Annotated in this window: 16 protein-coding genes; 3 read left to right on the top strand and 13 right to left on the bottom strand. The window is 37.9% G+C overall.

Translation table 11 applies throughout. From position 1 onward, the window contains the following. Positions 1-66 precede the first annotated feature (66 nt). Positions 67-696: an RluA family pseudouridine synthase gene (locus ACT9TX_RS05295; RefSeq protein ID WP_481337187.1), complete on the top strand. Its 630-nt coding sequence runs from the start codon at positions 67-69 to the stop codon at positions 694-696. On the opposite strand, the gene ACT9TX_RS05290 is transcribed toward ACT9TX_RS05295, so the two are convergent. The 9 genes from ACT9TX_RS05290 to ACT9TX_RS05250 form a co-directional block, all read right to left on the bottom strand. Continuing rightward, the gene (locus tag ACT9TX_RS05290; RefSeq protein WP_481337186.1) at positions 691-1215 is read right to left on the bottom strand and encodes a GrpB family protein; all 525 of its coding nucleotides are present in this window, start codon (positions 1213-1215) and stop codon (positions 691-693) included. The genes ACT9TX_RS05295 and ACT9TX_RS05290 overlap by 6 nt on opposite strands. A 21-nt stretch (positions 1216-1236) precedes the next feature. Further along, on the bottom strand, positions 1237-1758 hold the full coding sequence (locus ACT9TX_RS05285) for a thioredoxin family protein (protein ID WP_481337185.1): 522 nt from the start codon (positions 1756-1758) through the stop codon (positions 1237-1239). A 21-nt stretch (positions 1759-1779) separates the two neighbouring features. Then, on the bottom strand, positions 1780-2664 hold the full coding sequence (locus ACT9TX_RS05280) for a MerR family transcriptional regulator (RefSeq protein ID WP_481337184.1): 885 nt from the start codon (positions 2662-2664) through the stop codon (positions 1780-1782). 108 nt (positions 2665-2772) lie between these two features. Then, positions 2773-5181: a penicillin-binding protein 1C gene (gene pbpC / locus ACT9TX_RS05275; RefSeq protein ID WP_481337183.1), complete on the bottom strand. Its 2409-nt coding sequence runs from the start codon at positions 5179-5181 to the stop codon at positions 2773-2775. Between the two features lie 14 nt (positions 5182-5195). Continuing rightward, positions 5196-5495, bottom strand: a complete 300-nt coding sequence (locus tag ACT9TX_RS05270) for a hypothetical protein (protein ID WP_481337182.1) — start codon at positions 5493-5495, stop codon at positions 5196-5198. A 370-nt stretch (positions 5496-5865) separates the two neighbouring features. Beyond that, positions 5866-6273: a hypothetical protein gene (locus ACT9TX_RS05265; protein WP_481337181.1), complete on the bottom strand. Its 408-nt coding sequence runs from the start codon at positions 6271-6273 to the stop codon at positions 5866-5868. Positions 6274-6328: 55 nt separating this feature from the next. Next, the gene (locus ACT9TX_RS05260) at positions 6329-7921 is read right to left on the bottom strand and encodes a hypothetical protein (RefSeq protein WP_481337180.1); all 1593 of its coding nucleotides are present in this window, start codon (positions 7919-7921) and stop codon (positions 6329-6331) included. A 94-nt stretch (positions 7922-8015) separates the two neighbouring features. Continuing rightward, positions 8016-10301: a TonB-dependent receptor gene (locus ACT9TX_RS05255; protein ID WP_481337179.1), complete on the bottom strand. Its 2286-nt coding sequence runs from the start codon at positions 10299-10301 to the stop codon at positions 8016-8018. Positions 10302-10497: 196 nt separating this feature from the next. Next, the gene (locus ACT9TX_RS05250) at positions 10498-10872 is read right to left on the bottom strand and encodes a hypothetical protein (protein WP_481337178.1); all 375 of its coding nucleotides are present in this window, start codon (positions 10870-10872) and stop codon (positions 10498-10500) included. Between the two features lie 122 nt (positions 10873-10994). Between ACT9TX_RS05250 and ACT9TX_RS05245 the strand changes: the two genes are divergently transcribed. Continuing rightward, the gene (locus ACT9TX_RS05245) at positions 10995-11297 is read left to right on the top strand and encodes a hypothetical protein (RefSeq protein ID WP_481337177.1); all 303 of its coding nucleotides are present in this window, start codon (positions 10995-10997) and stop codon (positions 11295-11297) included. 110 nt (positions 11298-11407) lie between these two features. Continuing rightward, entirely contained in the window at positions 11408-12310 is a 903-nt protein-coding gene (locus ACT9TX_RS05240; RefSeq protein WP_481337176.1) for a diacylglycerol/lipid kinase family protein, read from the top strand. Between the two features lie 71 nt (positions 12311-12381). Here ACT9TX_RS05240 and ACT9TX_RS05235 read toward each other — a convergent pair whose 3' ends face one another. The 4 genes from ACT9TX_RS05235 to ACT9TX_RS05220 form a co-directional block, all read right to left on the bottom strand. Continuing rightward, the gene (locus ACT9TX_RS05235; RefSeq protein WP_481337175.1) at positions 12382-14790 is read right to left on the bottom strand and encodes a hypothetical protein; all 2409 of its coding nucleotides are present in this window, start codon (positions 14788-14790) and stop codon (positions 12382-12384) included. A gap of 277 nt (positions 14791-15067) precedes the next feature. Next, positions 15068-15835, bottom strand: a complete 768-nt coding sequence (locus ACT9TX_RS05230) for a peptidase associated/transthyretin-like domain-containing protein (RefSeq protein ID WP_481337174.1) — start codon at positions 15833-15835, stop codon at positions 15068-15070. 105 nt (positions 15836-15940) lie between these two features. Continuing rightward, a complete protein-coding gene (locus ACT9TX_RS05225) occupies positions 15941-16375 on the bottom strand; it encodes an IPExxxVDY family protein (RefSeq protein ID WP_481337173.1) in 435 nt (144 codons plus the stop codon). Between the two features lie 35 nt (positions 16376-16410). Then, positions 16411-18771 (bottom strand): ATP-dependent helicase, encoded by a 2361-nt coding sequence (locus ACT9TX_RS05220; protein WP_481337171.1) that lies wholly within the window; start codon positions 18769-18771, stop codon positions 16411-16413. Positions 18772-19027: the final 256 nt, after the last annotated feature.

Raw genomic sequence — 19027 nt, 5'->3', positions numbered from 1 at the left:
CAAAGAGCATTTACTTATGTAGATGCTCTTTGCATATTAACATTTTAACAGCCTCAATTTATCCATTTGACTACCATTATTTATGAGGATGCTGATATTGCTGTGGTGGATAAACCAGCGGGGTTAGCATCGCAAGCAACTGCATCTGGCAACAATAACATTAGCAATACTTTGCCTGAAAGCTGGCAGCCTGTACATAGGCTAGACCAACGTGTGAGTGGGTTGGTATTATTTGCCAAAAATACTGCAAGCTTTACTATGTTAAGCAAGGCATTTGCCGATAGGCAAGTAACCAAAAAATACCGTGCTGTTGTGGCAAATGAACCACTACAAGCAAGCGCTACGCTAATACATTGGTTATTAAAAGATGGTAAACAACAGAAGGTAAAAGCCTTTAGTAAGGCTGTAGCACATAGTGTAGAAGCGCAGTTAGGTTATGTATTAATTCAATCGTCTTTAAAATATCATTTGCTAGATATTACCTTGCTTACAGGGCGCTTTCATCAAATAAGAGCGCAGCTGGCTGCTATAAATTGTACTATTGTAGGTGATGTAAAATATGGCTATAAGCGTACAACACCTGATGGTAGTATTTTTTTACAATCCTACTATTTAGCATTTGTTCATCCAACTACGCAAGCACCTTTACATTTTGAAATTGACATGCCTGAACTGTGGCATAAATATGGGCTATAAATACTGGTTGATAATGCCGTTGATAAAAGCTGTGGCTTGTGTTTCTTTTAATGCAGCGTACAATTTTCTATCCTGTTTGGCAGCTTTTGCTATTGTAAATTTTAAAGCTTGGTAAGCATTTCTATCGGAGTCATTATTTCTAAGATGGTCTCTAAAAGTGAGGTGCTTTTTTAACTCTTCGCTATTACTGCTGCATACGTACAAATGGTGTGAAATGGTATCTAAAATAGGGTGGTGGGCTAATAGTTTTCTTTTAAACACTTCTCTATCTGCAATACCTTGGTTGCCATTATGGTAATAGCCAATAGCCTCTAGCTTATTTTTTATGCTGACAAAGCTGATAATAGCTTCATTAAAAACAATGTCGATATCAATAATGGATTTAGCAGCTAGTTGTGGTACGGCAGTACTGCCTACATGTTCTATTATAATTGGTAACGGTTGTAAGGCATTATTAAGTATCGTTTTAATGGCATTAAACTGCGTTACCCATTCGGTATTATACGTTTCTATTAGCACAAAGTAGTATCAATCATTCATTTACAACTTGCTTACAATAGCACCTAATTCTTTTACCATGTCGCCATCTTTACCGTATTCAACTACACGGCCTATTTCTTTTCCTGCTTTTAGCACAATAAATGTAGGCACATTGGTAATGTTGTAGGTAGTATGCAAATTGTTTACCGTGGTTTTTTGTCTATCTACAGCTACTAACGTAATGTTGCTTTCAGGATAGCCACTTTTATCTACAAGCTTATAGAAACGTGGTAATAAGTTTTGTGTGTCTTCGCACCAAGTACCACCGAAAACAATCATTGTAAAGTCAGCTTTGTGCTGTTGAAAAGCAGTAACAGCAGCCGCATCTGGCTGGCCATATTGCATGTTTTCTTTAAACCAAGTAAAAGCGGTGTCGCTTTCTATCAAGCTGCGATTAATAATACCTTTCAACATTTTTTTACCTTGATAATCGAGTACCTGATAATTAGTTGATGCTTTTTTACTAGCACCACATGCTGATAATAATACAATGGCTGAAAAGGCGATAATAATTGCTTTCATACGATAATTTGCTTGCTTAAATTAAGTGCCAAGATTGGCTTTTAACTCTAGTAAGAATGACCTAAACTTGGTTAATGATTGTGTAACCTTGAAATTAGTATCTGCAGCCTGCTTATTGTTTTTTAAATAAGCTTTTGCACCTTCTATACTAAACTTACGCTGCCTAATAAGGTGGTAAATTAACTCAAGGTTTTTGATATCTGCTACTCTAAAAAGTCGGTCGCCTTTTTTAGTTTTACGTGGTTGTAAAATGTCAAATTCGTTTTCCCAAAAGCGTATTTGCGACACGTTTACATTAAACCAACCTGCCACTTCTGTAATGCCGTAATACAACTTTTGATTGAGTATGTCGTCGTCTGGTATATTGGTAAGGTCTGCGCTAGCTTCTAAGTCTTTGTGCGATTTTCTACCACGCTTATGAAGGTTAGATACATATTCTGGTTCAGCTCGTTTTGCTGGCATAGGTGTAGCAACTATGGTTGTTGCGGTAGTTACTAACGCTTCTTCTTCTGGTCTTATGTCAACCGTTTCAATAATTAAAGGTTTGGGTGTAAGGCCAATAGCAGGTGCTAATTCTTTTTTAGGTGCTTTAGCTTTTACTTTAACCCTAATATTATTATCGGTATATACAAATGGTTGTGGCGCAGGTTCTGTAGTAGGTGCCTTTGCAGGTACTACAATTTCAGTAATAGGTTCTACCGTTTCTATGTTAAATGCTGCAGACTTGGCTGCATTGTCGCTAGTTGTAGTTGTATCTACAGCAGGTGTTGCATTGGTAAACGATGGTGTGATATCATCGTTAAACACAGCCTCAAATAATGGCTGTTGCACCAATTTAGACTTCTCTTTTTTAGAAGTTTCCACCACTACTGGATTGCCAAATAAATCTAATTGTTCTAATGCCATCTGTGTAAAAGTACAACAGAACTAGGTGCTATGTAGCCTGCAAAAATGCATGGTGGAAAAGATGGGAATTACTGTTTTTGGAAGATTGAAGTTACGATATTTCCCCTGCTATTTTAAGTGCTTCTCTTTCTGCAAAATTTCAAAGTTTCGGCTTACGCTATTACCTTGTTCATCTATAATGGTAATAAGGTGCGGGCCAGGTTTTGGGTTAAGCGATAGCTGATGAAACTGTTGCGTAGTGCCTACAAATGCATCATCTAAATGCCAAAACAGTTTACTGCCTTTGGTACGATGTGTGGCTGTAAAAATGGTATTGCCTTTTATGCCACTTGCTTCTATGGGTACATAAATTTTTGCGCCTTCTTCTGGGTAAATGATATCTAAAACCTTTGCTACGTCTGTATTACAGCCTGGTTTAAAATTGGGTAAAGGTTTGTATTCAGGATGTTTTTGTTGGTAATAATATTCAATAGTTGGTGGTAATACAAACCACGATGTATGTAACATTTCAGCAGGGCTTACGCAATTATCTGTTACACGATAAGTAGCTGTTTTATCCAAATTAATACGCTTGCAGTAAGGGCAAATTGGGGCATTTTTAGCAGCAGTGCTTACCATTACAGTATCGGTAGCACCACAATCCATAGCCGCTTTAAAGCCAGATTGCTTGCAAACATTGATATAGTTAAAGCCACTTGTAGGTGGATTAAACCAAGCACTTTTAGGTAGTAATCTAAAGATATCAAACAAAATAGGGCCTGCAGTATTAATACCTGTTAAGTCTGGCCTACCTACACCACTGGTATTGCCTACCCATACTAGCACACAATATTTAGGCGTAAGGCCAATAGCCCAACCGTCTCTAAAACCAAAGCTAGTGCCAGTTTTCCAAGCAATGCGCTGTGCTGATGAAAACAAATTCCATAAGCCTTCTTCACCCGGTCGCATCACTTCATTCATAGCATTGAAGGTGTGCCAAATAGCGGTGTAGTCGAATAGCTGTTGGTTAACTGTCGACCGTTGACCGTCGACCGTTAACTTAAAATACCTAGGCATCATCCAATCTTTAGCATTCCATTTACCATTGTTTTGTTGTTGGTGATTGTATAATCTAGCCATGCTACTATACACACCTGCTAACTCAAAAGGTGAAATTTCGCAGCCGCCTAATATTAAACTCATGCCATAGAAATCAGCAGGTTTGCTAAGTGTGGTAAGGCCTGCTTGCTTCAGTACATCGTAAAAGCGCTGGTACTTGTACATCTGTAATAAACGTACCGCAGGAATGTTTAAACTTCTACTTAAGGCTTTATTTGCAGGCACTGCACCATCATAACCAAGGTCAAAGTTTTCTGGTGCATAGCCACCTATTTGTGTAGGAATATCTGGTATTAATTGTTTAGGTAAAATAGTACCTTCTGTAAGCAAACTCTCATATAGCAAGGGTTTTAGCGTACTGCCTGGGCTACGAACTGCACTTAACACATCTACATGGCTTTCTATTTCTGGGTTAGATGGCTCGTACACATTACCTATATATGCTTTGATATTGCCTGTTTCAATCTCAATTACCATCGCAGCAGCATTGTTTATTTGATTGCCCTTTAGTTGCTCGTGGTGTTGTAAAATAATACGATTTACTTGTGCTTGTAAATTACCATCAATGGTTGTTTGAATGCTTGTAGCAATTGGCGAGGTTTTATTGATGATTCCATAATCTCTTTTAAATCTATCAAGTAAATGCGGTGCTAATTGTGGTAAGGCTTTCGGCTCACTTGGCAGTGGTTCTAGCTTAGCCAAATTAGCTGTTATAATGGTGATGGTTTTATTGGCAACGAGCTTGTCTAGTAATTCATTTCGCTTACACAGCAAAGTATTTCTGTTTTTACCAGGATGCACCAATGCTGGCGCATTTGGTAATACTGCAAGCGCAGCCATTTCGCCCCAAGACAATTGATTGGCATCTCTACCATAGTAACGCCAAGCTGCAGCATCTAAACCTACCACATTGCTGCCAAAAGGTGCATTGCTAGCGTATAAAGCCATGATAGACTTTTTCTTGTAACTGCATTCAAGCCTAATGGCTGCAATTATTTCTGTGAGTTTATTCCACAAGCTGCGCTTGGTATGTTGCTTATACAAGCGTACTACTTGCATGGTAACGGTGCTACCGCCACTCACCGTTTTTCTGTTTCTACTGTTTTGCCAAATGGCCCTACACATGGCAATAGGATCTACACCGGGATGGTAATAAAAGCGCTTATCCTCAAAAGTGGTGATGCACTTGGTGAATTTCTCAGGTACTTGTTGGTTGTAAGGAAAACGCCACTGACCATCTGCTGCAATACTTGCGTTTAATAAATTACCATTAGCATCAGTAATTACAAAAGAGGTAGGTGCATTAAATAGTTGCGATGGTAGTGATAGGTAGAACCATAGTAGGCATACAATACCAATGCACCATTTTATTTTGCTCGAAGTAGAAAGCCCTTGTATGTAAGTTGTAATTTTTTTCAATGGGTTGTTTAAGTTTAGTAGCTTGTAACCAATAAATTGCTAGCAGCTTTAACAGAACAATGTTGATACTTGCTGTAAGCAGATGCTGCACGTAAATGTATTTGTGTATCAGTTTCCTTTTTAAGCCATCCGTTTAAAGCAGCATCTAAAGTATATGCTTCTGGACACATGAGTTGGGTGGTCCAAAGCAAAGGTTTAGCGCCAGTTTTTTGTATGATGTTTGCAAAATACCATTTGCTTTTGCAAGCAAGAATAATAGCCTCTCTTTGTTGTTTGTCTTGTTTAGTGGGCGTATTGGTAAGTTTAAAATCCATCAACCCATCATGACCAATGTAGGCTAGTATACTTGCGTTACCCGCAATGCCTAGCGTATCTTTTAAAATTGTCGTGTCTTTCTTTGCACCTGCACAGGCGTCTGTAAAATCAGTAGTACATTGTTTTATAAAAGCACCATCATAGGCATCTGCTACTAGGTAGCTATTGCTGGTTTTGTGTTTGAAAATGCAACGTTCAAGTATGTGGTTACTTAGGTTTTTTTCTAGTAGCTACTAGCAGCTATTCAGTTTTATTTTAAAGAAAGACATAACACCATAATCGCAACCCCAATATAAATTATTGGCAGGGGTTTGAACCACTGCCAATAGAATTATGGTGCAGATACATTCTGATTGATTATCAAATAGTTTAGTGCTTTTCGTCTTCCTTATTGCAGGTTTCTATTATTTTATGAAATGTATCGTGTAGACCCGCTAACTTGGTTTTAATTACTTCATCGCTAGATTTTGCTTTAATCAAAGCATCTAATTCTTTAGTGCCTTTTACTAATTCTGCTACTGCTTCTTTAATTCCTTTTTTGCCTTTTAATTCATCAGGCATTGCAGATTTAGAAACAGCCACCGCTTTTTCGTACATTTCTGTTGAGCGTGTTTTTATTGGCTCTAATTTACCTTCTTCACTTGGGTGAAACGTTTCGCTCATTACACCATGAAATGTTTTTAATGCTGGCCACTGTGCTAGTTTAAACTGTGCGCTAACGCTACTTGATACAAAAACTGCAAGTGCTACTAACAAACTCATTTTTAACGACTTCATACTCTATATTTTTTTGACTTTACGAATTTAATGACAAAATTATTGATATTACTATTTAAGCTTTTGCTACTTTTTTTGCTTTCATTTTACAATAAAGCACTAAACCAATAATTACCAATGCTATTTGTGCCATAGCCCAAAACATGGTGCTAAAATCCTTTACTGGTTTGCCAGCCCAAGCCATAAACTCATGCTTATGTAAAATTGAGAAACTATAGCCTTCAATTACATCAATATCATCTACACGCAAAGCTAATTTTCCTGTACATGTTTCTACATAATAACGCTCGTTGTGGTTAGTATTGTAAGCCACTTTAAATACAGGCAGCCTTTTATTCACAAAGCCATATTCGTCTGCAAATTTTACGATGGTATCAATTTTTACAATCTCATTACTTGTGTGGCCGCTGTATTGGCTAGCCAAATAACTAGCATATACAATCTCGCCATTTTGCAATACACTATTATCGGCAGTATTGATGTAAATAGCCGATGGTGGTAGAACAACTTTAGCCTTCATTAAATCGCTATTTGGCTTTTTTGAGTCAGCTTTTGTCTGAAATTGTTTCTTTTTATTTACCTGCCAATAAGCTTGACCATTAATGGCTACAACACTCACATTAGTAATAGGCGCATGTACAGTTTGTTGCAATTGTGTAATAGATAAGTTTAGTTGATTGTTTGCAAAAGCTGGTGCCACTAATACATTGTTTTCCTTTGAAGGCAATATCTTATTAAACGCATGATAAGCACCACTAAACGTAAACATTAATGTAAACAGCGCAATACTAATAGACGTGAAACGATGGCTACGTCTAGCTTTTACAACTGAATTACCAGCAACATTTTTACTTTTAGTAATGAAGAAGATGTAAATGCCCATTAAAGCTGTTAAAAAGGCAAGGCCTACTAAAATGAACTCAACAATAAATTGCCCTTTACCTAAAAACGACAACCAGCCCCAATTGTGAAACCATCTAAAAACAGCATCAAAAATGGCTCGTTTATTATCCATGGCAAATGAAAAACGGTCTTGTGTGGTTTCTACATAAATGCGAATACCATCTGCCCTAGCAAACGCCACTTTATATACTGGCAACAACCTATTGATGCTTTTATACTCGTTATCAAACGCAGTAACCAATGTTGCGTCTGTTACTTTAGCACCCTTACTATTGTTTAATACACATTCACTAGCTGCATCGCAACAGTCGTGTGTACTTGCTGTAGCAGTTAATGCTTCAGTTTTATTGTTTTCGGTTTTATTATTCTCTTGCCCTTCTAAAAACAGTCTCGCAAGGTATTGTGCATATAACCAATCACCATTAGCTAAGCGTTTGCCATTTTTTGTGCTTAAATATAAAGGCACATTATTATTAGATACTTGTACTTGATAAAACCAATTGGTATCAATATGTACAAACCGAACATTGGTGATAGAATCGATATGATTATTACCAAGCGCCTCTTGTAACGGCATTACAATCTTGTTAGTATCTATTGCAGATGCTTGCAAAAATTGGGTTACTACCTTGGGCCTAATGGTGGTCATTATTGGATGCATAAAACCACTTGCAGCCCACAGTATTACTGGTATTGCTATGATGAGTGATGTGGTACGATGCCACTGGTATATTTTCTTTTTCATGATTTTTATTTAAAAATGAACCACATAGACAGATAGGCACATAGCATTGCTATTATTGAAAACTATGCGCCTACTGTGCCTATACGGTAATCAACTACTTGCCAAATTTTAAAGCAACACCTACCGTAATTTCTCTTGGATCGCCAAGTGTGTACGAGTAAGAAGTGCCACCAGAAGCGGTAGAACTTTTAGTTGCATTAATGGCATAAAATTGATTCAATGCGTTAAGTGCATTTACCCAAACTTCTACAAACTTGTATTGATAACCAGCCCTCAAATTCACCACATCAAAACCTTTGTATTGGTAGTTATTAAGGTCATCCATAAAGTATCTAGATTGGTGTTGCCATTCTGCACTTACTCTTAAACCCTTTACAAATACAGGCTTGTAAGTTATTTCTGCATTGCTTACAAAGCGTGGTGCGCCACTCATTTCTTTACCATTGTAGTTTACACCACCAGCAATGTTTTCAACGAACTCATGTTTAGCATTTGTACCACTAAAACGAAATGCCCATTGTGCATTTGGCTTGTAATTAATACCATACTCAATACCATAATGCCTAGTTTTACCAGCATTCTGGTTCATGCTTGTATTGTCTGGTTGTCTTACAGAAATAATTTCATCAGTGCCATTTAACAAATACAAACTCCAATCAACATACAACTTGTTTTTTACTAGCGATAACCAGCCACCTACTTCATAATTTTTGAAAGATTGTGGTAATAAATAAGGCACTTTAGCTACTGAATTGCTGTACAACTCTGTTAGCTGTGGTGGCACGTAACCCTCGCTATAATTGGCATAGAAGCCAATGCCTTTGTTGTTGTACGTGAAGCCAATTTTAGGTGTTACTCTGCTATACATATTGGTAGTATCAGGCGAGCCTTTGGTGATGTTGGTATTGAATTTATAAGTAAACGCATCGTAACGCAACGCAGCTACTAGTTTTACATGCTTTGTAATATTGGCTTCGTAGTTAACAAATGATGCAATATTGGTGATATCAGTAGTATAATCGCTCAACATAGAATCTTTGGCAGGCATTGTGTAGCTTACATATTTACCACTAACCAAATCTTTTTGAATAGAGATAAACTTAGCGTAGTACGATTGTAGGCTTACATCTAAACTAGCACCAGCCACTAACTTACTTTGTAAAAATGCAAAGCGCTGTACATGCTGTGCAAATAAAGCATAGGTTTTAAAAGCATTGTCATTTATCTGCCCACGAAACACCGCAGGGTTTGAAGTGCTACCAACAGAATACGAAGGATTTTGCTTTACAGAATTATCTCTATACATGAACGATACATTGCTTTCGCTTTGTTTGTTCCATTGATGTGTAAGCATCGATTTTATGCGCAAGGCATACACACTTCTAAAGGTGAACGTGTGTTGCGATAAGTAGTTTTTTGTAGCAAACTTGGTGCTATCAAGCGAGCCAGTCATTTGGCTATAATAATCTACATAGCTCAATGTATTACTCCAAGTTGTTTTGTCATTGGCTTTATAATCGGTACGTAAACTAATACCGGTTTTATGAAAGTCACTATAATCAATTACACCATTTCGTTTATCAGCATAATAGCCACTAGCAATAATGCCCCATTTACCTACTGAAGTACCTACTTGTGCATCGGCACGTTTGTAGCCTGTGTTATTCATTTGCACACTTACATTACCACCTGTATAGGCTGGTGCACTTTGTGTAATAATGTTTACTGCACCACCAATTGCTTCAGCACCATACAAGGCAGATGATGGCCCTTTAATTACTTCTATGCTTTTAGCTGCTGGTAAGTTTAGTTCTATTAAAGCATTGTGATTGTACACACCTGTGGTACGTACAGGAATACCGTCTTCCATGTACAAGAACAAACTCTTGGTGGTCATTGGCTGACGAATACTCATTTGGTGTTGCTCGTTGCCAAGGCTTACCATAAACACACCACTTACTTTGTTCAGTACATTGTCTATACGTTGTGCTTTGGTTTCGTCAATGGTTTGTTTATTAATCACAGTAATGGCCACAGGTGCTTCACTACGTTTTTGTGCCGTTTTATTGGCACTTACTACTACCTGGTCTAGCATGTTTACAGCTTGTTGTAAAGCTATTACTATATTGCTAGGTTGCTTTACCGTTACTGTTTGTGGCTCGTAACCAGCAATGTTTACTGTAATAGTATTGCTATTACTTGCTAATGAAAAACTACCTGCTGCATTGGTAGTAGTGGTGTGCTGCTTATCGGTAATAGTTGCACCTTGCAAAACTTCTTTGCTTACTGCATCAATAATTTTTCCGCTAATGGTGGTATTGGTTTGTGCATGTAATTGCGTAGCCACAAATAGTATGGCTAAGTATATGATTTGTTTCATGAAAATTGCTATTGTTGAGTGATAGGTATAGCACTATAGCCTACAAATTGCTTGTGTAAGCTGATGCACTATTGCGTGAGGGATGGCAGCGGAAAGCCCACAGTACCGCTTGCGGTACGAGGACTTGCAGCGAACAGCCCGACCTGCCCAAGCAGGGCACGCCCTAAAAATTAATTAATTGAAAAAAAGTAAATGACTAGCAATTACAAGGCGGGTGAAATATAGGAAACGCTCTGTCTACCGTAGTGTTGATAGACTGAATAAAGTACACTTGCTTTTCAGCAAAACTGTGATGTTGATAAGCGCAGAAGAATGATTTTGAGGAAATCACTTCTGTTTCTTTACCGCTTTTTCGTTCGGCATTTTGCTTATCCTCGTTGGTGTCTTTGTTCAACTTCTTTTTTAGTTGACATTTACCAACGCAACAGCTTTTAGGCTTGGTTCTGTTTTCGCAAAGGTTTTTAGCGATATAACTTTGATTAGCATAAAAGCTACAAACAATCACAGCTTTACTAAACGTCTGGGCTACAAAAGCCACCAGAAATAGTATTGCAATAAATTGTTTAAACATGAGGTAAATGTAAGCAGTGAAAAAATAAAGAACAAAATATTATTGGCATGAGATGCTTTTATTGGGACAATTCTTTGCTTTTTATCATTTACTTTGTGCAGATTTTTAAATTATTTACCCACATGAAATTATTATCCATCGCTGCATATTTAACACTTACCACACTTGCCATTAGCTGCAACAATACACCTAAAGTAGCTACTGAAAAACCTGTAGATGCCACTGCAACAATGCCTGTAGCAGAAAAATATACAGCTAGTATTGTAGACAATAAAAAAGACCCTAGTTGCGGTATGCCAGTAACAGCAGGCATTTCAGACACCATGCATTATAATGATAAAGTAATTGGCTTTTGCTCGGCAGAATGCAAGGCAGACTTTGCAAAAGATGCCGCTAAAAATATAGCCACTGTGCAGTGGAAATAGTGATGCTGTTAGCTGCAAGTTGTTAAAGTATCGCTCAATGATTTTTACCAATCATGCTTTGCACTAACTTGCACGCTTTATCTAACGATTCGGACAAAAGAGTGTACAGCATGAGCAGAAAAATGGTCTATCTCATCAATCCTATTTCTGGCACAGCCAAAAAGGAAGAGATAAAACAACAAATACAACAAATAACTACCGATAAAAATATTCCTTTTGAAATAGTACCTACTAATGCTAGTGGCAATTACGAGTTTTTAAAAGAAAAAATAGAAGCCGATGGCATTACAGATTTAGTAATGGTAGGTGGTGATGGCACCGTAAACCAAATAGCCAATGCACTACAAGGTATTGATGTAAACTTTGGTATTATACCTGTTGGCTCTGGCAATGGCTTGGCTTATGCTGCCGGTATTCCTAAAAAACCAACCGAGGCAATTGAGCTTTTATTTACTGGCACGGCCAAATATGTAGATGCTTTTTTAATAAATAACGAGTTTTCGTGTATGCTGAGCGGTATTGGTTTTGATGCCCAAGTAGCCCACGATTTTGCCAATCAAGATAGCCGCGGTTTACTTACGTACACTAAGCAAAGCCTACAAAACTTTTTTAAAGCACAGCCCTATCAGTTTGAGGTATCGGTAGATGGTTTTACTTTTTTTACCGAAGCGTTTTTTATCAGTATTGCCAATAGTAATCAGTTTGGCAATAATGTAACCATTGCACCACATGCTAGCCTACACGATGGCTTGCTAGACATTGTAATTGTGCAAAAAATGAACAAAGCCAAGCTACCTTTTGCCATACTAAAACAAATACGTGGCAACAATAAATTAGAAGCATTGGTAGAAGAAGTAAGCAGTAAAAACATTCTCTATTTTCAAACAGATAGCATTACGATTAATAACCTAAAACTAGCACCGCTACACGTAGATGGCGAGCCAAAAACCACATCACCAAGTTTTGATGTAAAAATGCTGAAGAGTTGCTTTAGATTGATACAACCGGCTTAAAAGATTGAGTTTTATAAACAGCAAAGCCATCCAAAATTTTGGATGGCTTTATTGTTATTGGTGTAATGTATTTATTCCAACACCTTCTCTATCCTTGTTAGCTTACCTTCTGAGTTAATACCTTCAAGTACTACACGCAATCTTTTGCTGATATCGTTATTATAGAACTCTATTTTGAAGGTTTTGTTCTTTTTATCCGTTAATACAAAAGGGTTCCAATACAATGTGGTACGTACATCTGTTTGGCTACTATTATTTACACTATAGTTAGGGCTGTAGAACTCTTTGTAAGGTGTGTAACCAGCCAATGTTTGGTAGCCCAAACCACCTGGGCCAGGTTCTGATTTCACATCTGCACCTTTACGTGTGTAAATAGAAATTGCACCACCTGCACCGCCGCCGCTAGCACCAAAAAATGGCGGGCGAAATACTTTAATGTATGCCACATCACTCATGGAAATACTTTTTACTTGTTCAATATCCCTAAGTGCTTCGTCTAAATACACTTGAGGTTGGCCACCGCGCCAAGTTAAAGTTGTTTCTCCACCGTTATTATTAATCTGCAAGCCAGCTACCCTACCTTGCAAGTAGCCAAATACATCTAATGCGCCAGAGGCAAATGGATCGTTTACCACATCAAAATTGGTGGCATCGCCACCAGAAAATAATCCTGAAGCGTATTTTTCGTCTAAAATATCTTTAGCGCTTTTGGCTTTAGAATTTACAATTACTTCTTGCAAGTTAGCAGCAGCCATCATTTTATCTAGGCGCAATTTTTCGTTATAGAAAAATTTACTTCTTGCCAATGCAATACTATCTATAGATTTTAGCCCCCATAGTAGCGGCGAACTTGCAATGGTAGTAAACAGCTTGGATGGTGCTTGCGTAAGGCCTGCATTAAAACGAACGGCCGCACGTTCAGTCATTTTTTTATCACCATTAAACTGGTAATAAATTTTAATCGTGTCGTAGAAAGTGACCCCCTTTCGTAAAAATGTTCCTTCTTTTGTAAGTGGCAAAAACATGAATTGCTTACTGCTATCTTTTGCTTGTAATATAAGGTTGATATATTGTGGCATTTGTGCACCGCTTGCTTTATTAAACCCAAATACCGAGCCTTTTATTTGCAAATAATCTGTGTCTTTGGCATTGGTAATTACTGGCGGTTGCGCTTTAGCAATATTAGCCCAGTTAAATCTGCGCCAGCCGTGGGTAAGCATTACCAAATCTAAATGCTGACGCACACTATCTACATCGCTAGAAAAATAGTAAGCAGGATTGTGTAGATAGCCTTTAATATCGCCTGCCAATAATAGTTGTGAAATAATGGTATTACTATTATCAGTTAATAAATCTGCATCGGTTATGGCCATTGACATGTTTGACAAAGTACTATCAGACACATACACATCTATTTTATTTTTACCTCTAGGCTTGGTAGATTTTTCTAACACACGCACATCTGGAAAAAATTCGTAGTCATTATTATTTACAAATACCACACGTTCTGCAATAGGCACCCAATTAGCATCAAATAAGGTTATTTGTAAAATACCACTTGGCAATTCAGATGTTGGTATTTCGCCTACACCTGAAGTTTTTACAGATAGGTTTACACGAGACTTATAAATCTCATGTTGGTTCATGTGTGCTATGGCATTTAGTGTTTTAAAATTTTCTGGTGCATCGGGGCTGCGTTTTATTACAAACAATACTTTGTTACGCAAAGGCTGTACTTGAATAGTTGCAGCGGCTGCTCTTGTTACAGGTATTGGTGTGGTGTGCGATTGCTTGTTTTCATCAATCCATACAGCTGTGTAAGTTTCTTTTGCATTTACATCTAGCGATAAAATACCCATGCCATCATGGTCGGTACCAAACGAATCGATGAGTTCATTTTTAGCATTTTTTAAAGCCCCCGTTACATTTACTGGTATGCCAAACTGGTTGGTGGCTAAAAAGGCAATGCGTTGATTAAGACCACCCACCAAATCGCCAGATTCTGGCAAAAACTGTAAGGTAGTAATAGATTTTACTGGTGCTGTTTTGGTAGCTGTAGCCTGCGACTGATCTATACGTAAATCTTTGTTGTATAAAAATGCTGTATCAAAATTGAGCATCCAATTGGTGTAAGCTTTTGCGTGAATCAACTTGCCTGCATACTTTTCTGGCACTACAAATTGTCCTCGTGCAGATGCTTCGAACATAGGTGCTGATGTGTGGCTGAGTAATTTACCTTGGTCATCAAACCAATCAACATAAAAGTTTTTACTGTAGGTGGTTAGGTCTGTGCCTGTCATTACATAGGCTTTGTACCAAATGGTTTCGCCTTTGTTGTAAATACTTTTATCGAAGTGAATGTGAATTTTTTCTTGCTGATAGTTGTCTGCGTAAAGATTCATCATAGAATCTATTTGCTGTGCAGATAACTTGCAAATACCAATCGTCATTAATGCCAATACAAGGCTAAATTTTTTCATTGTTTCTACTCGCTTAAGTGTTACAAACATCTATTAAATAGTAATGATAGTTACCATTTTTTCATTGGTGGTATTTTTTAAGACGCAAGGGCTAAAAGCTGCCCAAAGTGACGCTGCTGAAAGGCTGCCGGATAGAAGCGGAAAACCCGCTGAAGCCAAGTGCGGTGGCTTTGTGGCGGATTTGCAGCGAATAGCCGGAACAACTGTTGCTAGTACTAGCCAAAGCAGACAGCACATAACCTAAAAAGTTTAAGTTACGCTGTAAATATATGGCTTGTTATTCATCTCGCTTACGTAGGCTGCCTTTTTGTTTGGCGGCTTTATATTGCTCAAAGCATTGCTGTACGTAGTAGCCAAATTCGAGGTCGTTTAAGAATTGTAGTCCTTCGTAACTTGGGCGATATTGTTTCATAAAGCTGTCAATTTCAGGGCTTTGTAGCTTGGTTATTTTGCGTACCAATAATTTATTAAAGCGATAATTGACGTATTTATCTTGCTCTTGCTGCACTAGCCTGTTTTGCAAATATTGAAGGTTGCGGTTGCGCTTAAAACGAAACATATTGATGAATTCGTCTAAATCGAGACCAACGGTAACGCCGCCAGGATTGTAGCTTTGATTACGGCTGAGTGAGATACCTGGCTTTTTAAAATCGAAATATTTTTGGTAGTCTTTACGGTTTTGTAATGAATCGAGGCGGTAATTGCTATTACGCACTTTTACTTCTGGCAATAACGCAGAATAAACGTGTATACTAATATCGAAATTATCGGGATTACGAATGGTATCTACAGCGTAATGCTGTGTATTTTTATTAAGTAATGAAAACCAAATGGTATCGTTTTTATAAACCGATAACCGGTAGCGCCCTGTAGAATCGGTTAAGGTACCACGGCCAGATTTACTAATAACAGCCACCGCTTCTATAGGCTTTCGGGCAGAAATATCGTACACTGTACCGCTAATAGTAACAAACTGTGCAGCTAAGGGCTGGCAAAGTAGAGTGATTACACAAATAAGCAGCAGTAGTTGTAGCCGTTGTATCAAAACGAAAATTATTTATCGTGTAATATTAAAGCACTAACAGGTTATGATAAGCATTTGGCTAGATTATTTAACGGTTTTTTGCATTATCACTATCGCTTCGTTGACTTAAAACACCATATTACCCTTGGTTTTTATTTGCTCATTGGTTAACTCTGCTACCAATTGTACACCACTTATGGTTTTAACGGCTTGCTTTATCCAATTGCATTTATCATCGTCTACCAAGTCGCCTTTCATCAGCCATAAAAAATCCATGTGCTTAAATTCTGGCAATAAATATTCACCATCACAATGGTTGTGGTACAAATAATGGTTTAAAAAGCTATTAGGTTCTTGCGATTGGTAAATAGAAAAATGGTAGGTTCTATCCTTGCGACGCAAGGGAATTTCGTAATCATTATTCAACCGAAAATCAAAGCCCAACAAACTGTTTAATTGCCAGCAAAACTGATAATTTTTTAAAGGTGCAATAATGCCAAGCAGCCTTGTATCTTCAAAAAAGTCATCATTCAGTTCTTCTATGTTGAGGCGTAGTTTCATACTATTCTTCCTTTGAAATAATATCAAATATTATCTTACAATATCCTCAATTTCGCATAATTCAGCATTATTTTCTTCTCACCGTTATTCTCAAAATTGATATTCGCTATAGGATTATGTGCAGAGCCCTCAACTTTAGTTACCGTACCAAAACCAAACTTTTGATGCTCAACACGCATACCTGCTTCAAGGCCACTTGTATCGCTAGCTACAAAGTTTTCCGATGGCACATGCACGGCTGCAACTGCAGGCTTACTGATGGCTGCTGGTTGTAAATAACTTGGTCTTGCATTTTCTGGTTTTTTAGCTGGTGGCGCACCATAGCGTAGGTCTGTTTGTCCACTACTGCTACCGCCACCAAAACCTCTATTCATACGCTCAAAAGCTGTACCCATGTTGCTCATGCCTTGATTTCTTGCACCACCACCAGCGTAGGTTTTATCTAAAAACTCTTCTGGCATTTCTTCTAAAAAGCGGCTTGGCTCGTTTTGTACCAATTGACCAAAACGGTAACGTGCATTGGCATACGTTAACCACAATCTATCTTTTGCCCTTGTTATCGCTACGTAAAATAATCTGCGTTCTTCTTCTAGTTCTTCTCTAGTATTAATGCTCATGGCACTAGGAAACAACGTTTCTTCAATACCACCTACAAACACACAACCAAACTCTAGCCCTTTTGCTGCGTGAATGGTCATTAGTTTTACCACATCCTCATTTTCCTTGTCTTTATCGCTATCGGTAAATAATGACACGTTTTGTAAAAATGCGCCCAAGCCTTTATTACCTACTTCACCATCTTCTTCATTGTCAGGCGTTTCTGTCCACTCTTTTATTGAGTTTAATAACTCTTGTACGTTTTCGTAACGGGCTAATCCTTCAGGTGTTTTATCGGCAAATAATTCTTTCACCAAATTAGTATGCTTGCCTACTTGCACAGCTACATCGTACGCATTCTTATCATTAAGCAAGGTGTTAAAATACTTAATCATCATGGCGAAGTTTTGCAAAGCTTCTAGCGTACCACCTTTAAAGCCAAATTCAGCAGCCCTAGTTACCGCTTCAAACATGGTGATATTCTGCTCATTTGCCACTACTATCAATTTCTCGATAGATGTTTTACCAATACCACGAACTGGATAATTAATAATTCGCTTCAATGCTTCCTCATCTTGCTGATTAACAATAATACGCAAATACGCTATCATGTCTTTCACCTCTTTGCGTTGATAGAAGCTTACGCCACCATATATTTTGTAAGCAATGCCCATTTTGCGCAGGCTTTCTTCGTAAGCACGGCTTTGCGCATTGGTACGATACAAAATAGCAAAATCTTTATTGGCATAATGGTTACGTAGTTGCTGTTCTTTAATGCTATCGGCTACAAATTTGCCTTCTTCATTATCGGTCATGGTGCGCACCACCTTTATTTTATCGCCTGGCTTATTATCTGTCCAAAGCTCTTTAGGTATTTGGCCTTTATTATTATTAATTACTTCATTGGCCACTTTTAAAATGCTCTGCGTACTACGATAATTTTGCTCAAGCTTTACCACTTTTACATCATCGTAGTCTTTTTGAAACTGCAAAATATTCTCGATTGTAGCGCCACGAAAACTATAAATACTTTGTGCATCATCACCCACTACACAAATGTTTTCGTGCATGGCTGCCAATAGCTTAGTAATTTGATACTGTACTGTATTAGTATCTTGGTACTCATCTATCATAATGTACTTAAACTTGCTCTGATACTTAGCCAATGCAGCTGGCTGTGTATTCAGCAGCTCAAACATTTTCAGCAACAAATCATCAAAATCCATTGCGCCATTTTTAAAGCACTTATTGGCGTAAGCTGCATAAATCTGTGCAATGGCAGGTCTGTTAGCCCTAGCATCTTCTTGTTGCAAATGGTAGTCAAACGCATATTCTGCTGGGCCTACCAATGCATTTTTAGCCGCCGAAATTCTATTGTGCACCACATTTGGCTTATAATGCTTGTCATCCATTTGCAGCTCGTTTATCACGGCTTTAATTACGCTTCTGCTATCGTCTGTATCGTAAATGGTAAAATTGTTTGGGTAGCCAATTCTATGCGCTTCTGCACGTAAAATTTTTGCAAATACACTATGGAAAGTACCAATGTATAGGTTTCTCGCCTCGCTATTGTTCAGTATTTTTTGAATACGCTCTTTCATTTCTGCCGCCGCCTTATTGGTAAAGGTTAGCGCCAAAATATTAAACGCATCTACACCATTCGCCATCAGGTGCGCAATACGTGTAGTCAGCACCTTCGTTTTTCCACTACCAGCACCAGCCACTATCATCAACGGGCCGTTTACATGTACCACCGCTTCACGTTGTTGTTCGTTCAATCCACTTAAATAATCCTGCATGGGGCGAAGATAAATCTTCAATTGACAAACAGAATTTGTTTATCCGACAGATTTATACTTGTGGAGAATTTTTCTTGCCCAATAACTATTGTTGCGTCTTGATTTTTTAAATAAAGGGCTTAAAATAATTTTATAGAAAATTAATTAAAAAACGTATGTAATAACAGTGCTTTAGTTTCGTTGCTTTAATTTAAAGTATTAGTCGCAAGGTAACTAACCATTAACCCAACTTTTCTATTTATTGAAACCACTTTGG

Source organism: Parasediminibacterium sp. HNIBRBA5674 (genome assembly GCF_056745525.1).
The sequence above is the reverse complement of the archived record's forward strand: the minus strand, read 5'-3'. Positions and strand labels throughout refer to the sequence as shown.

Coding starts and splice junctions, on each gene's coding strand:
- ACT9TX_RS05255 (WP_481337179.1), bottom strand. CDS start 10,301: ATGAAACAAATCATATACTTAGCCATACTATTTGTGGCTACGCAATTA.
- ACT9TX_RS05220 (WP_481337171.1), bottom strand. CDS start 18,771: ATGCAGGATTATTTAAGTGGATTGAACGAACAACAACGTGAAGCGGTG.
- ACT9TX_RS05260 (WP_481337180.1), bottom strand. CDS start 7,921: ATGAAAAAGAAAATATACCAGTGGCATCGTACCACATCACTCATCATA.
- ACT9TX_RS05280 (WP_481337184.1), bottom strand. CDS start 2,664: ATGGCATTAGAACAATTAGATTTATTTGGCAATCCAGTAGTGGTGGAA.
- ACT9TX_RS05265 (WP_481337181.1), bottom strand. CDS start 6,273: ATGAAGTCGTTAAAAATGAGTTTGTTAGTAGCACTTGCAGTTTTTGTA.
- ACT9TX_RS05240 (WP_481337176.1), top strand. CDS start 11,408: ATGAGCAGAAAAATGGTCTATCTCATCAATCCTATTTCTGGCACAGCC.
- ACT9TX_RS05225 (WP_481337173.1), bottom strand. CDS start 16,375: ATGAAACTACGCCTCAACATAGAAGAACTGAATGATGACTTTTTTGAA.
- ACT9TX_RS05250 (WP_481337178.1), bottom strand. CDS start 10,872: ATGTTTAAACAATTTATTGCAATACTATTTCTGGTGGCTTTTGTAGCC.
- ACT9TX_RS05235 (WP_481337175.1), bottom strand. CDS start 14,790: ATGAAAAAATTTAGCCTTGTATTGGCATTAATGACGATTGGTATTTGC.
- ACT9TX_RS05245 (WP_481337177.1), top strand. CDS start 10,995: ATGAAATTATTATCCATCGCTGCATATTTAACACTTACCACACTTGCC.
- ACT9TX_RS05270 (WP_481337182.1), bottom strand. CDS start 5,495: ATGGATTTTAAACTTACCAATACGCCCACTAAACAAGACAAACAACAA.
- ACT9TX_RS05285 (WP_481337185.1), bottom strand. CDS start 1,758: ATGAAAGCAATTATTATCGCCTTTTCAGCCATTGTATTATTATCAGCA.